The sequence below is a fragment of the Saccharothrix sp. BKS2 genome (assembly GCF_047689505.1).
Taxonomy (GTDB): domain Bacteria; phylum Actinomycetota; class Actinomycetes; order Mycobacteriales; family Pseudonocardiaceae; genus Actinosynnema; species Actinosynnema lopnurensis.
In genome coordinates, this window is sequence record NZ_JAUQOL010000011.1 from 278,252 (window position 1) to 292,178 (window position 13,927).

General features: G+C 73.7%; 14 protein-coding genes. 5 read left to right on the forward strand and 9 right to left on the reverse strand.

Features of this window, described 5'->3' with window-relative positions:
- Nucleotides 1-91: 91 nt before the first annotated feature.
- A complete protein-coding gene (locus Q5530_RS24410) occupies nt 92-2,308 on the forward strand; it encodes a PQQ-dependent sugar dehydrogenase (protein WP_415365078.1) in 2,217 nt (738 codons plus the stop codon).
- A 135-nt stretch (nt 2,309-2,443) separates the two neighbouring features.
- On the forward strand, nt 2,444-3,130 hold the full coding sequence (locus Q5530_RS24415; protein ID WP_415365079.1) for a response regulator: 687 nt from the start codon (nt 2,444-2,446) through the stop codon (nt 3,128-3,130).
- Nucleotides 3,131-3,246: 116 nt separating this feature from the next.
- Here the strand turns inward: Q5530_RS24415 and Q5530_RS24420 are convergent, their stop codons facing one another.
- A complete protein-coding gene (locus tag Q5530_RS24420; protein ID WP_415365080.1) occupies nt 3,247-5,541 on the reverse strand; it encodes a catalase in 2,295 nt (764 codons plus the stop codon).
- Between the two features lie 96 nt (nt 5,542-5,637).
- On the opposite strand from Q5530_RS24420, the gene Q5530_RS24425 reads away from it, so the two are divergent.
- Complete coding sequence (locus tag Q5530_RS24425) at nt 5,638-6,063, forward strand: helix-turn-helix transcriptional regulator (RefSeq protein ID WP_415365081.1); 426 nt, start codon at nt 5,638-5,640, stop codon at nt 6,061-6,063.
- Between the two features lie 5 nt (nt 6,064-6,068).
- Nucleotides 6,069-6,485, forward strand: coding sequence for a VOC family protein (locus tag Q5530_RS24430; RefSeq protein ID WP_415365082.1), 417 nt, complete (start codon nt 6,069-6,071; stop codon nt 6,483-6,485).
- Nucleotides 6,486-6,539: 54 nt separating this feature from the next.
- Here the strand turns inward: Q5530_RS24430 and Q5530_RS24435 are convergent, their stop codons facing one another.
- The 7 genes from Q5530_RS24435 to Q5530_RS24465 all read right to left on the reverse strand — a co-directional run bounded on the left by Q5530_RS24435 (nt 6,540) and on the right by Q5530_RS24465 (nt 12,336).
- Nucleotides 6,540-7,568, reverse strand: coding sequence for a B12-binding domain-containing protein (locus Q5530_RS24435; RefSeq protein ID WP_415365083.1), 1,029 nt, complete (start codon nt 7,566-7,568; stop codon nt 6,540-6,542).
- Between the two features lie 278 nt (nt 7,569-7,846).
- Nucleotides 7,847-8,239, reverse strand: coding sequence for a GNAT family N-acetyltransferase (locus Q5530_RS24440; protein WP_415365084.1), 393 nt, complete (start codon nt 8,237-8,239; stop codon nt 7,847-7,849).
- A gap of 49 nt (nt 8,240-8,288) precedes the next feature.
- Nucleotides 8,289-8,687, reverse strand: coding sequence for an STAS domain-containing protein (locus Q5530_RS24445; protein ID WP_415365085.1), 399 nt, complete (start codon nt 8,685-8,687; stop codon nt 8,289-8,291).
- A 219-nt stretch (nt 8,688-8,906) separates the two neighbouring features.
- On the reverse strand, nt 8,907-9,437 hold the full coding sequence (locus Q5530_RS24450) for an SRPBCC family protein (RefSeq protein WP_415365086.1): 531 nt from the start codon (nt 9,435-9,437) through the stop codon (nt 8,907-8,909).
- Nucleotides 9,434-9,787, reverse strand: coding sequence for a metalloregulator ArsR/SmtB family transcription factor (locus Q5530_RS24455; protein WP_415365087.1), 354 nt, complete (start codon nt 9,785-9,787; stop codon nt 9,434-9,436). The genes Q5530_RS24450 and Q5530_RS24455 overlap by 4 nt, the downstream gene beginning before the upstream one ends.
- 22 nt (nt 9,788-9,809) lie before the next feature.
- Entirely contained in the window at nt 9,810-10,916 is a 1,107-nt protein-coding gene (locus Q5530_RS24460) for a M20 family metallopeptidase (RefSeq protein WP_415365088.1), read from the reverse strand.
- 31 nt (nt 10,917-10,947) lie between these two features.
- Nucleotides 10,948-12,336: an MFS transporter gene (locus Q5530_RS24465; RefSeq protein WP_415365137.1), complete on the reverse strand. Its 1,389-nt coding sequence runs from the start codon at nt 12,334-12,336 to the stop codon at nt 10,948-10,950.
- A 147-nt stretch (nt 12,337-12,483) separates the two neighbouring features.
- On the opposite strand from Q5530_RS24465, the gene Q5530_RS24470 reads away from it, so the two are divergent.
- Nucleotides 12,484-12,837 carry a hypothetical protein gene (locus Q5530_RS24470; protein WP_380639210.1) on the forward strand — a complete coding sequence of 118 codons (354 nt, stop codon included), beginning with the start codon at nt 12,484-12,486 and terminating at the stop codon, nt 12,835-12,837.
- 87 nt (nt 12,838-12,924) lie between these two features.
- Here Q5530_RS24470 and Q5530_RS24475 read toward each other — a convergent pair whose 3' ends face one another.
- Nucleotides 12,925-13,803 carry an isocitrate lyase/PEP mutase family protein gene (locus tag Q5530_RS24475; protein ID WP_415365089.1) on the reverse strand — a complete coding sequence of 293 codons (879 nt, stop codon included), beginning with the start codon at nt 13,801-13,803 and terminating at the stop codon, nt 12,925-12,927.
- Nucleotides 13,804-13,927: the final 124 nt, after the last annotated feature.

The window sequence follows — 13,927 nt, forward strand, 5'->3', positions numbered from 1 at the left end:
GAAGGGAACAAAGTTCACCATGCGTCTACTCCGCCGCAGACGTCCTTCCCCTCGAACCAGACGCTGGACCGCCGCTGCCGCCACCACCGCCGTGGTCGCGGCCACCGCGGTGGCCCTCACCCCGACCGCCGCGGTCGCCGCCGTGCCGGCCGGGTTCACCGACAGCGTCGCCATCAGCGGCCTCAGCTCGCCCACGGCCGTCTCCTTCGCGCCGGACGGCAGGGTGTTCATCGCCGAGAAGAGCGGCCTGGTCAAGGTCTTCGACTCGCTCACCGACACCACCGCCACCACGTTCGCCGACCTGCGCCCGCAGACCCAGGACTTCTGGGACCGCGGCCTGCTCGGCCTGGCCGTCGACCCGCAGTTCCCCGCCCGCCCGTACGTCTACGTCGCCTACACCTACGACGCCGTCCCCGGCGGCACGCACCCGCGCTGGGGCGACCAGTGCCCGACCCCGCCCGGCGCCACGGACCAGGGCTGCGTGGTCACCGGCCGCGTCTCCAAGCTGACCATGGGCTCCGGCGGCACCATGACCGCCGAGCAGCCGCTGGTCACCGACTGGTGCCAGCAGTACCCCAGCCACTCGATCGGCACGGTCGTCTTCGGCCCCGACGGCGGCCTCTACGTCGGCGGCGGTGACGGCGCGAGCTTCAACTTCACCGACTACGGCCAGGTCGGCAACCCGTGCGCCGACCCGCCGGGCGCGGCGGGCACGAACCTCACCGCGCCGACCGCGCGCGGTGGCGCGCTGCGCTCCCAGTCGATCCGGCGCCCGGCGGGCGAGCCGGTGTCCCTGGACGGCTCCATCGTGCGCATCGACCCCGACACCGGCGCGGGCCTGGCCGGCAACCCGTTCGCGGCCAACGCCGACACCAACGCCAAGCGCATCATCGCCCACGGCATGCGCAACCAGTTCCGCTTCGCCTTCCGGCCCGGCACCGAGGAGCTGTGGGCGGGCGACGTCGGCTGGAACACGTGGGAAGAGATCAACCGCATCGCCGACGTGAACGACGCGACGGCGGAGAACTTCGGTTGGCCCTGCTACGAGGGCTCGGCCCGCCAGGGCGGCTACGACGGCGCCAACCTCGACCTGTGCGAGTCGCTGTACACCGGCGCCGGGCAGACCGCGCCGTACTACGCGTACAACCACTCCGCGAAGGTCGTGGCGACCGACCCGTGCCCCACCGGCGGGTCGTCGATCTCCGGCATCGCGTTCGAGTCGACCAGCAACTACCCCGCGGCCTACGACGGCGCGCTGTTCTTCTCCGACAGCTCGCGCGGCTGCATCTGGGCGATGCAGACCACCAACGGCCAGCCCGACCCGACCAAGCTGGTGCCGTTCGTGACCGGCGTGAACGTCCCCGTGCAGATCACCACCGGCCCCGGCGGCGACCTGTTCTACATCGCCCTGGGCGCGGGCCAGCTGCGGCGGGTCACCTACTCCAGCGGCAACCAGGCGCCGACCGCGGTCGCCACGGCCACCCCGTCGTCCGGGGCCGCCCCGCTGACCGTGCAGTTCAGCGGCACCGGCTCCACCGACCCGGACCCCGGCGACACGCTCGGCTACGCCTGGGACCTGGACGGTGACGGCCAGTACGACGACTCCACCTCCGCCACGCCCACCCGCACCTACGCCTCGCAGGCCGTGGTCAACGTCGGGCTGCGGGTGACCGACCAGGCGGGCGCGTTCGGCACCGACACCGTCGCGGTCACCGTCGGCGCGCCGGTGTCGCAGGACCCGGTGCCGGTGATCGACACCCCGACCTCGCCGCTGAACTGGGTGGTCGGGCAGAACGTGCCGTTCACCGGGCACGCCACCGACCCGCAGGACGGCGCGCTGCCCGCGTCCGCGCTGAGCTGGCGGCTGAGCATCCAGCACTGCGCCTCCAGCGGCTCGTGCCACGAGCACGTGGTGCAGAACTGGTCGGGCGTGGCCTCGGGCTCGTTCATCGCGCCCGACCACGAGTACCCGTCCTACCTGGACCTGACGCTGACCGCCACGGACTCCTCCGGGCGCACCACCAGCGTCACCCGGAAGCTCGACCCGCAGACGGTCCAGCTGACGTTCACCACCAACCCGAGCGGGTTGCAGCTCAGCGTGGGCGGCACGGCGCAGACCACGCCGTTCACCCGCACGGTGATCGTCGGGTCGAACAACTCGATCAGCGCGCCGAGCCCCCAGGCCGGACCGCTGTTCTTCCGGTACCAGTACTCCAGCTGGACCGACGGCGGGGCGCAGACGCACAACATCACCGCGCCCGCGACGGCGACCACCTACCGGGCGAACTACTCGCTGTGCCTGTGCTGAGGGTGCGGGTGCCCGCGCTCGAGGTGCGGGTGCCGAGGTGAACCGGTCGGCCGCGGGCGGCTCCGCCCGCGGCCGACCCACCCGTCCACGTGGTCGATTCCGCGATCTCCGCCCGGTTTGGCAGGATCGGGGGTGATGGACCCCTCGGTGCTGTTGGTGGAGGACGACGCCCACATCAGGCAGGCCCTCGGTCTGGCCCTGGCCGACGAGGGTTTCGCCGTCGCGGACGCGGTGTCCGGTGAGCAGGCGCTGGAGCTGCTGGCCGGGGCCGAGCCGGACGTGGTGCTGCTGGACCTGATGCTGCCCGGCGTGGACGGCCTGGAGGTCTGCCGCACGCTGCGGGCCCGGGGCGACCTGCCGATCATCATCGTGACCGCCCGCACCGACGCCGCCGACGTGATCGCCGGCCTCGAAGCCGGCGCCGACGACTACGTGACCAAACCGCTGGTGGCCAGCGTGCTCGCGGCCCGCATCCGCGCCCTGCTGCGCCGCACCGGCCGCCAGGACGAGGTGCTGCGGTGCGGCCCGCTGGAGATCCACCCCCGGGTGGGCACGGTGCGCCGCGACGACGTGGAGGTCCACCTGACCAGCACGGAGTTCCGGGTGCTGGTGGAGCTCGCGTCGGCGGCCGGGCGGATCGTCACGCGCGAGCAGCTGCTCCAGCGCGTGTGGGGCTACGACTACTTCGGCGACACCCGCCTGCTCGACGTGCACATCCGCCGCCTGCGCCGCAAGGTCGAACCCGACCCCGACGAGCCCACCCTGATCGTCACCGTGCGCGGCACGGGCTACCGGCTGGACTGCGCCCCACCGACCGGGTGACGCTCATCCGCGGTCCCGGGCGGTCACCGGGTCCACGCCGGCCGATCGTCGGGCACCGCCCCGAACACGGCTCCGCCCCCGCCGGGCATCCCGGCGGGGGCGGAGCGCGGGGTCGTTCAGCTCACCGAAACGGGGAACCGCTCCCACACCCGGTGGGCGCCCATCAGCTCGGCGACCTCCGCGAACACGGCCGCCGGGTCCTCGCCGACCACCACGCCGGGCTCGCCCGGGGTGCAACCGGCCTCCACCAGCGCCGTCCGGCCGGTGCCCCACGAGCCGATCACCTTGGCGTGCCGGTACGCCTCCTGCACCAGCAGCACCACGCGCGGGTCGACGGTGGACGCGGGCGCGCCGGCCTTCGCGTCGCGGCTCGGCAGCGCGTCGGGCGCGGGCGGCGGGGCGGCGGCCAGCAGGACCACGTCGAACTCCACCGAGCGCGCGGTGAGGAACGTCCGCTGGGCCACCAGGCCGTCCTCCAGCACCCCACCGCGGGCGGCGATCACCAGCGGGACCATGTTGGCCGAGGTGATCGCCTGGCGCAGGGTGTGCAGGCCGTCGAGGCTGTCCGGGTTGTCGGCGTCCACCACGATGCCGACCAGCCGGCCGTCGCCCGGCCACGTCCGGCCGACCTGCGACAGCGCCGGGCTGGTCGCGACCTCGGCCGGGGGCGCGGTGGGCTCCGGCGCGGGCAGGCCCAGGCCCTCGGCCACGCGGGCGCACAGCTCGGCGTCCACGTTGGCCAGCACCAGCAGCTGGCGCTCCTTGATCGCCTGCTCGTAGCACTTGCCCAGCTCGAAGGTGAACGCCCGCACGACGTGCTCGCGCTCCACCGGGCTCAGGCTCCGGTAGAACAGGCGCGCCTGGCTGAAGTGGTCCGAGAACGACGCGGGCGACCGGCGCTCCTTCACCGCCGCCGCGATCGGCGCGGCCACCTCCGCGAACGCGCCCATGTCCGCGCCCGCGTGGAACGGGCAGCCGCCGTCGAGCGAGTTCGGCTTGTACGGCGCCACGCCGCTGTGCACGGCGTGCTGGTGGAACCCGTCGCGCAGCATGTCGTTGACCGGCGCGTGCGGGCGGTTGATCGGGATCTGGTTGAAGTTCGGCCCGCCCAGGCGGCTGAGCTGCGTGTCGAGGTAGGAGAACAGGCGCGCGTGCAGCAGCGGGTCGTCGGTGACGTCGATGCCCGGCGGCAGGTGCCCGACGTGGAACGCGACCTGCTCGGTCTCGGCGAAGTAGTTGGTGGTGTTGCGGTTGAGCGTGAGCATGCCGATCGGCTGCACCGGCGCGAGCTCCTCGGGCACGATCTTCGTGGGGTCGAGCAGGTCGATGCCCTCGAAGGTCTGCTCCGGGGTGTCCGGGAACACCTGGATGCCCAGCTCCCACTGCGGGAACGCGCCCGACTCGATGGCGTCGAACAGGTCGCGCCGGTGGAAGTCCGGGTCGACGCCCGCGATCATCTGCGCCTCCTCCCACAGCAGGGAGTGCACGCCGAGCTTGGGCTTCCAGTGGAACTTCGCCAGCGACGTCTTGCCCTCGGCGTTGACCAGCCGGAAGGTGTGGACGCCGAAGCCCTCCATCATCCGGTACGAGCGCGGCACGGCCCGGTCGGACATCTGCCACATGACGTGGTGGGTGGCCTCGGTGTGCAGGGACACGAAGTCCCAGAACGTGTCGTGCGCGCTCTGCGCCTGCGGGATCTCCCGGTCCGGGTGCGGCTTGGCGGCGTGGATGATGTCCGGGAACTTGATGCCGTCCTGGATGAAGAACACCGGGATGTTGTTCGCCACCAGGTCGAACGTGCCCTCGGACGTGTAGAACTTCGTGGCGAACCCGCGGGTGTCGCGCACCGTGTCCGCCGAGCCGCGCGAACCGACCACGGTCGAGAACCGGGTGAACACCGGCGTGGTCACGCCCTGCTGGAGGAAGCCGGACTTGCACACCTGGTCGACGTTGCCGTAGCCGACGAACACGCCGTGCACGCCGGCGCCGCGCGCGTGCACCACCCGCTCGGGGATGCGCTCGTGGTCGAAGTGGGTGATCTTCTCCCGCAGGTGGTGGTCCTGGAGCAGCGTCGGTCCGCGCTCCCCCGCCTTGAGCGAGTGGTCCGTGTCGTGCAGGCGCAGGCCCGTGGACGTGGTCAGGTAGGTGTCCTGCTGCTCGCGCACCTCGTGCCCGGCACCGGTCTCCGCGCCGGTGGCGGTCCGGGTCTGCGGTGACGCCTGGTCGGACTTGCGCGGCAACGGGCCCTGCGGCTCCGTCGGCTCGTCGAGCTGCGGCGGCTTGCTGCCAGGCGCACCGGGTACGGGCGGGGTGACGAGGTCGGCGACCTTCTCCACCGCCTTGTCCAACGCGTCCTTCACGACCTTGGCGGGCTTGCTCGCGTCCACTAGCTCCTCCTCGTAGGCAGTCACCCACCAACTACCCGGGCCAGGTGGATCTACACACCGTCACCGCAAGGGAAATCGACCACCGTTCGGGTGCACCCGAAAGCGTGAGAGGGTGGCCCGGTGAACCTGGAGGACCTCGTCCGGCTGCGCCGCGCCCGCGACATGGTGGACCGCGACTACGCGAAGCCGCTCGACGTGCCCGCGCTGGCCCACGCCGCCCTGATGTCGCCGGGCCACTTCTCCCGCAGCTTCCGCGCCGCCTTCGGGGAAACCCCGTACAGCTACCTGATGACGCGCCGGATCGAGCGGGCCAAGGCGCTGCTGCGGCGGGGCGACCTGACGGTCACGGAGGTCTGCTTCGCGGTCGGCTGCACCTCGCTGGGGTCGTTCAGCTCGCGGTTCACCGAGCTGGTCGGCGAGACCCCGAGCGCGTACCGGGCCCGCGACCACCGGGAGGGCGCCGCGATCCCGGCGTGCGTCGCCAAGATCCTCACCCGACCGGTCAGGAACGGAGAAGCCAGGTCCGCCACCCCGCCCGTAGCGTGATCCCCATGGAAATCACGCTCTCCCAGTGCTTCATCGCCGTCGACGACCACGACGAGGCGCTGGCCTTCTACCGGGACGTGCTCGGCCTCGAGGTGCGCAACGACGTCGCGTTCGAGGGGATGCGCTGGGTCACCGTCGGCTCGCCGGCGCAGCCCGACGTGAACATCGTGCTCGAACCGCCCCTCGCGAACCCGAACGCCTCGGCCGCCGACAAGGAGGTCATGGCGCAGCTGCTGGCCAAGGGCCTGCTGCGCGGGGTCATCTTCACCACCGACGACTGCGACGCCACCTTCGAGCGCATCAGCGCGGCGGGCGGCGAGGTGTTGCAGGAGCCGATCGACCAGCCGTACGGCGTCCGCGACTGCGCCTTCCGCGACCCGTCCGGCAACATGCTGCGCTTCAACCAGGCCAAGAAGGGGTGAGCCGCACCGGCTGACGAACGGGGTCGGGCGCGGCCGGGCACCTGCGACGGAGCGCTACCGCCCCGCCAGGGCCCGGCGTCCGCAGTCCAGGTGCCGCAGGGCGCCGGGGTGGTCGGCCAGCACCCGTTCCCAGGCGTCGACCACCACCCGGGTCCCGGCGGGCGGCAGCCGCCGCGCGGCCGGCGCGGCGGCGGTCCACGAGACGAACTCGCCGAACAGCCCGGGGTCGTCCACGTAGACCGACGCGGCGAGGAAGTCGAAGAGCTCGCCGATCTCCTCCGCGGTCGCGTCCGGCTGCCGCTCGTCGGCGCGCGCCGGCGGGAACCGCTCGTCCAGCGCCGCCGCGGCCACCTCGACCAGCTCGGCGCGGCGGGCGAGCAGCGCGGTGCGCCGGGGGTCGACGGGTCGCGGCGCGGGGTGGGCGGCACCGCGCCACGCCGGCCGGTCGAGCAGGTCGGCGGCGGCCACGGCGTCGGGCACCCAGGTCTCCACGCCCAGCGCCCGCGCCCACCGGCCGTCCGCGCCGAACCCGCGACCGCCGACCAGCACGGGGGTCCCGGTGTCGCGGCAGGCGGTGATGGCCTGGTGGACCTGCGGCAGGTTCGAGGCCAGCGTGCAGCTCAACGCCACCGCGTCGGGTCTGTGCTCGCACAGGTAGGGCACCAGGTGCGCGACCGGCACGCCGGCGCCCAGGAAGGTGACCCGCCAGCCGCGCCCGCGCAGCACCTCGGCCACCAGGCGCGGCGGCAGGGCGTGCCGCTCGCCCTCCAGGCAGGCCACCACCACGTGGCCCCGCGTCCGCGCGGTGGTGACGCGGCCGCCCATCGCGGCGACGACCTGTTCCACCACGGCGGTCGCCGCGTGCTCCTGCGCGACGCCCCACCGGTCGGCCTGCCACAGCCTGCCGATCTCGGCCTGCGCGGGCGCGACCAGCTCCAGCAGCACGGTCTCGGCGGGCACGCCCGCGTCCAGCAGGTCCAGCACCAGGTCGACCGCTCCGCGCTCGTCCGCCTCGGCCAACGCGCTCATCAGCTCCACCCGACTCGTCGCCAGGACGTCCGCCACCCGCACCGTGTCCGTCACGCCGCCACCTCCCGCGGCGCGACCCGCACCGCGATGTCGTCGGGCCCGCCTCCCGCGGACCACTCCTGCGTGCTCGGTCACCGCCGGCACCCCGGGGCGCCGGGCGGTCCGGTCCGCCCCGCCCGAACGCGCCGCGTCGTCCAAGACCATTCCGCCTCACCACCCTCGTGATCGATCACCGATCCCCGCAGTATGGCACGGACGCATTTATCTCTTCGTTGTCGAACACTCCGAAAACCGGATGTTTGAAATGCGAAATCCGGGGTATTCGCGCTGTTCTACAGCGCGATCAATCCCGCTTCGGTCGGCCGGAACCCGCAGCTGTCGAAGTAGAAGGGCCCCAGCCCGTCGTCGAAGTCGACGTGCAGCCACTCGCACCCGGCGGCGCGGGCCCCCTCGACCGCGCGGGCCACCAGTTCCCGCCCCACGCCCCGGCGCCGCACCGGCCCGGCGACCAGCGTGTCCAGCACGAACGCGTGGGCCGCGCCGTCCCAGGCGACGTTGACGAAGCCGACCAGGTCCGCGCCGTCGCGGGCGCACACCCAGCCCAGGCTGTGCCGGTTGACCTGGCCCCACCAGTCGTCGTCGAGCACGCGGTGCGCGAAGCCCTCCGCGTGCAGGGTGTTGACCTCGTGGTTGTCGAACCGGCCGCGCCACTCGTAGTCGATCACGCGGGCACTTTACGGAAGACCGGGTGCGGAATGCCGGTGGTTTTCCGGTTCATCCCCCCAGCACGAAACGCCGACCGTCGACGACCTCTCGGCGCAGGGCTTCCGCGAGCGTGGCGACGGGTTGCAGGTCGTGGACGAGCCCGGTGACCTCGAACGGCCTGAGCACGTGCCGGTGCCGGGCGACCACGCGCAGCCGGACCCCCGCCTCCCTGGCCGCGAGGTGGTCGCGGCGCAGCTGGTTGAGGCCCGCCGCGGAGAGGAAGTCGACCTCGCCGAGGTCGACCACGACCGGCGCGGGCGGGGTCGCCAGGGCGAGCGCCACGGCGATCTCCCGGGCCAGGTGGCCGACGGTCGAGGAATCCACCTCGCCGGCGACGCGCACCACGATCGCGTACCCGTGCACCTCGCGCTCGATCCGGAGCGACGGGTCGAACTGCTCTGTTCCCACGGCGCGGCCTCCTCGTGGACGAAGAAGGCAGTGGCTTCCGGTTTGAACCTCCTGCGTGCCCGAACCGTACTCCCGGTGAGGCGATCCCGCTGCTCAGGAACGTGGAGGTTGCCGGAGCACCGGCCGCGCAGTTCGATGGCAGCGGGCGGGGTTGTGCACGTCCTGGCCCGCCCGGTGGTCCCGCCGGTTGAGAAGCAGCCGGCGGGACCGTCAGCCGCGTCACGACGTCGCGGGCAGCCGCGACGCCGCCCGCTCCCCCTCGCGCAGCCGCTCGAAGTAGCCCTTCATCGAGGGGTAGTAGTCGTCGAACACCGGCTGCGGCGTGCCCTCGCGCGAGGCGACCAGCATGTCCAGGTAGAACTCCCAGCCCGGACCGACCTCGCCGATGCCCTCCTCGGTGTCCAGGTGGTGCACCAGGCGCAGCTCGGTGTCGCCGTCCACCTCGACCAGCAGCACCTCCAGCCGCCACACGCCCGCCTCGTCCTGGGTGGACACGGCCAGCCGGCGGGGCGGGTCGCAGGCGTCGACCCGGACCTCCATCCACGGCGCCTGCTCCTCGAAGACCATCCGCACCCTGACCGTGCCCCCCGGTCCGCCCTCACCCTCCCAGGGGCCGAACCACCGGGCGGTGCGCTCCGGTTCGGTCAGGGCGGCCCACACGTCGTCGGCCAGCGCCCGGAAGGTGCGGGTCAGCACCAGGTCGCTGCCGGTGGCGGTGCGGAACAGGCGGCCGGTGGGGATGCGGGTCATGCCGTGTTCTCCTCGGGTCGGTCGGTGCGGCGTTCCCGCCGGGCGCGGTAGACCTCGGTCTCCAGTGCGTCGAGGTGGTGCGCGAGGCCGGCGGGGCGGTCGAAGCCCGCGAGCCAGCGGGCCAGCGGGGTCAGGCGGGTGGTGTCCAGGTCGTAGAACCGCTGCCTGCCCACGAGCTCGTCGCGGACCAGACCGCTCTCCCGCAGCACGCGCAGGTGCCTGCTCACCGCGGGGCGGCTGATCGCGAAGCGCTCGGCGATCTGCCCGGCGGACAGCGGGCCGTCGTCGCGCAGCATCTCCAGGACCCGGCGCCGCACCGGGTCGGCGATCGCACCCGCCACGTCGTCCACACCCGGAAGCGTAACCAATGGGTTACGCGTTCGGCAACGGGCCCCCGGCGAGGTCGTCCAGGAACGCGGTCAGCGCCCGCCGGTACGGCTCGACCGTGGTCAGGTCGGCGTACTCGTCGGGTCCGTGCTGCCCGTCCCCGCCGACCCCGAAGATCACCGCGTCGACCCCGCGCTGGAACCAGAACCGCGAGTCGGCCGCGCCGTGCTTGCGCAGCAGCTCACCCGAGTAGCCCTGCGCCCGCGCGGCCCGCCGCAACGCCCGCACGTCGGGGTTCCCCGGATCGGCCCGGTGGGGCGGCTCCACGGCGTCGACCTCCGCGACGACGCCCGGCGGGCACAGCGCGGTGAGGTGCGCGGCCACCTCCTCGGGCGTGCGGCCGGTGAAGTCCGGGTCCTCCGGCGGGAACCGGATGTCCAGGTGGGCGGTCGCGTCGGCGGGCACCTGGTTGAGCGCCTGGTTGTCGGTGGTGATCCGGGCGAGGTTGACCGTGGTGCGCCACTCCTCCTCGACCGCCACCGGGTACTCCGCCAGCACGGCGTCCACCGCGCGCACCACCTTGAGCACCGCGTTGTCGCCCAGCCACTGGTAGGCGCTGTGCCCGGCGCGCCCGGTCGCGCGCAGCCGCGCCACGACCAGGCCCTTGGACTCGTGCACCACGCGCAGCGCGCTGTGCTCCCCGATCACCACGAAGTCGCCGGTCACCCCCTGCTCCAGCTGGTGCAGGGTGCCGTCGCGCCCGCCGACCTCCTCGTCGGTGACGAGCTGGAGCCCGAGCGGGAACGGCAGGTCGCGCGCCCGCTCCCGGAACACCGCGGCGAGCACCAGCGCGGACAGCTTCATGTCCTGTGCGCCGCGGCCGATCAGCCGATCGCCCTCGCGGCGGGGCCGGAACTGCTCGTCCGCACCCGGCACCACGTCGAGGTGGGCGTTGAAGATCACCCGGAAGTGCGGTCGCCGGTCCCCCGCGTGCACCAGCGCGCCCGGCTTGCCGCGCGAGGAGAACCGCTCGACCGCGAAGCCGGGTCCCACGGCGTCGAGCACGAGGTCCAACGCGCGCCGCAGGTCGTCGGGCCGGTCGGCGGTCGACCGGATGGCGATCAGGTCCTCGACGAGCGTCAGCGGGTCCACCCGGACATCGTGCCCGGTCCCGCCCGCCCGGTCAGCTCACGTCGGAGGCGACCGGGTCGACGCCCTCCACCGCGGCCGGGCACCGGGGCCGGGCGCGCAGCTCGACCACGGCCACCACCAGCGACAGCGCCACGGCCACCACCGCGCAGCCGATCGCCACCGACACCGCCACCCGGTAGTCCCGGTCCGAGGCCGACAGCACCGCGTAGAACACGCCCGCCAGCGCCGCCGTGCCGACCGCCGCGCCGACGCGCTGCCCGGTCTGCAACGCGCCGCCCGCCGCGCCCGCCATGGACACCGGCACGTGCCGCAGCGTCAGCGTCGTGTTCGGCGAGATGACCCAGCCGCCGCCGATGCCCGCCACCAGCAGCGCGGGCGCCACGGCCCACCCGGCGACGTGCGCGGGCGCCAGCCGCAGCACCAGCGCGGTCACCGCGAGACCCGCCGTGACCAGGCTCAGCCCGGTCACGGTCAGCCTGCGGCCCCACCGCTCCACCAGCCGCCCGCCGACCACGGCCGAGGCCGCCGAACCCACCGCGAACGGCGTCACGGCCAGCCCGGACTCCAGCGGCGTGTAGTCCAGGCCGGTCTGGAAGTAGAGCGCGAACACCAGCCAGATCCCGCTGAAGCCGACGAAGTACACCATCCCCAGCAGCGCGCCCGTGCCGTAACCGGGGGTGCCGGTGAACAGCCCGATGTCCAGCACCGGGTCGCCGCCGCGCGCGGCCAGCCGCCGCTCCCAGCCCACGAACAGCACCAGCAGCGCCGCGCCGACGAGGAACAGCCACCACAGCTCGGCCAGCCCGCCCGCCTCGGCCAGCACCAGCGGCAGCATCACCGCCAGCACGCCCGCGCCCAGCAGCCCACCGCCCAGCGGGTCGAGCTGCCCGCGCCGCCCGCCGCTCCGGCGCGGCAGCAGGCGGGCCGCCAGCACCAGCGCGACCACGCCGATCGGCACGTTGACGTAGAAGATCCAGCGCCACCCCTCGTCCTCGCCGGCCACCGCGAGGATGACGCCGCCGACCACCGGGCCGACCGCCGTGGAGATGCCCACGGTCGCGCCGAAGAACCCGAACGCCCGGCCGCGCTCGGCGCCCCGGAACAGCTGCTGGATCAGCGCGGAGTTCTGCGGTGCCAGCGCGCCCGCCGACACGCCCTGCAACAGCCTGGCCACCACCAGCACCCCGGTGGTGGGCGCGAGCCCGGCCAGTGCGCTGAACAGCACGAAACCGCCCAGCGCCCACAGGAACATGGTGCGCCGGCCGATGGCGTCGCCGAGCCGCCCGGCGGGCACCAGGGCCAGGCCGAAGGCCAGCGCGTAGCCCGACACCACCCACTGCACCCCGGCCGGGGTGGTGCCCAGGCCGTGCTGGATGGACGGCAGCGCCACCGACACGATGCTGACGTCGAGCAGGCTCATGAAGCCCGCCACCAAGGTCACCGTCAGCGCCCGCCACCGCCGGGGGTCGGGCTCGTACGCGCTGGTCACCCCCTCTTCCTACTCGCCGTCGCGATCACCCGCACGGCGGCGGGTGTGATCGCGACGGCGGCGGGATACCCCACCGGCATGGATGCCGAGGCGAACGTGACCGACGAGGACCTGCGCCGGTTCGTGCTGGACGGGCTGGACGAGGACGAGCGGCGGTTGGAGCGCGAGGAGCTGCCGCTGCTGGACGAGGCCGAGCGCCAGGGCAGGCTGCGGGTGCTGCGCACCGATGACCGGCAGGGCCTGGTGCTCGTGCCCGGTCCCGCCCAGGCGATGACGGAGCGCACCCCCGTGCCGTTCGAGGAGAAGGCGCGCTGGCTGCGCGAGGAGGTGGAGGGCACCGGGAACCACGACGTGCTGCGGCTGCTGGCCGCCGCCTACGACACCCGCCACGGTTGGCAGGAGGAGTGGCGGCCCACGCCGGTCGCGGGGTGAGCGGTCGGGGCCGAGCGGCAGGAGGGACCGGTCGAGCCGAAGCGGCCGGGGTTGAGCGGCGCGGGCTGAGCGGCAGGAGCGGACCGGTCAGCCGCTGAGCGCCCGCGCGGCGCGCGGCACGGGTACCTCGCGGTCACCCGTGTTGCGCGCCAGCAGCGCCTGCGACTCGGCCACCCCGACCGGACCGTCCGGCAGCGCGCCGTCACGCCGCTTCAGCTCCACCAGGGCGTCGTCGATCGCGGCGTGCGCGGCGAACAGGCACGGCGTGCTGTAGATCGCCACGTCCACCCCCAGCCCGGCCAGGTCCGCCAGGTCCAACCGCGGCGAGCGACCACCCGCGATCTGGTTGAACACCACCGGCGTGGCGCCCGCCGCCTCCCGCACCCCGCGGATCACCTCGACCGACGGCACCCCGTCAACCAGCACCGCGTCCGCGTCCGTCCCCGCCAGCGCGGCGGCCCGGCGCAGCATCTCCGGCTCCTCGGTGGCGTCGGTGCGGGCCACCACGAACAGGTCGGTGCGGGTGTCGAGCACGCGCCCCAGCTTCTCCAGGTACTCGGGCAGCGGCAGCACCTGCTTGCCGCCCACGTGCCCGCACCGCCGCGGCCGCCGCTGGTCCTCCAGCACCACGCCCGAGGCGCCGACCTGCTCCAGGCTCCGCACCACGTGGCAGGCGACCTCCGGGTCCACGTAACCGTCGTCGATGTCCACCAGCAGGTGGTGGCGCGGGAACGCCAGCCGCAGCCGCTGCACGAACGACACCACGTCCGGCCAGGCGATGAACCCGAGGTCGGGCAGGCCGTAGTGGGACGCGGCGAGGCCGAAGCCCGAGACGAACAGCGCGTCGTAGTGCCGTGCCGCCACGGACGCCGACAGCATGTCGAAGACGCCGATGACCGGCGTGACCCGGTTCGACGCCACCGCCCGGCGCAGCGCTTCCCCGTAACCCGTTGCCGCGTGACCCATGTCGGGCACGGTGCCGGCCGGTGCGGTCGGGGTCGAGATATCGAAAGGATGATCCACATCGGCGCGGCCCGTGCCCGGGTGCGCGCCTCCCACATCGTCGCGCACACCCGACCGGAGGGGCCTT

Coding starts and splice junctions, on each gene's coding strand:
- Q5530_RS24475 (WP_415365089.1), bottom strand. CDS start 13,803: ATGGGTCACGCGGCAACGGGTTACGGGGAAGCGCTGCGCCGGGCGGTG.
- Q5530_RS24415 (WP_415365079.1), top strand. CDS start 2,444: ATGGACCCCTCGGTGCTGTTGGTGGAGGACGACGCCCACATCAGGCAG.
- Q5530_RS24430 (WP_415365082.1), top strand. CDS start 6,069: ATGGAAATCACGCTCTCCCAGTGCTTCATCGCCGTCGACGACCACGAC.
- Q5530_RS24450 (WP_415365086.1), bottom strand. CDS start 9,437: ATGACCCGCATCCCCACCGGCCGCCTGTTCCGCACCGCCACCGGCAGC.
- Q5530_RS24470 (WP_380639210.1), top strand. CDS start 12,484: ATGGATGCCGAGGCGAACGTGACCGACGAGGACCTGCGCCGGTTCGTG.
- Q5530_RS24465 (WP_415365137.1), bottom strand. CDS start 12,336: ATGAGCCTGCTCGACGTCAGCATCGTGTCGGTGGCGCTGCCGTCCATC.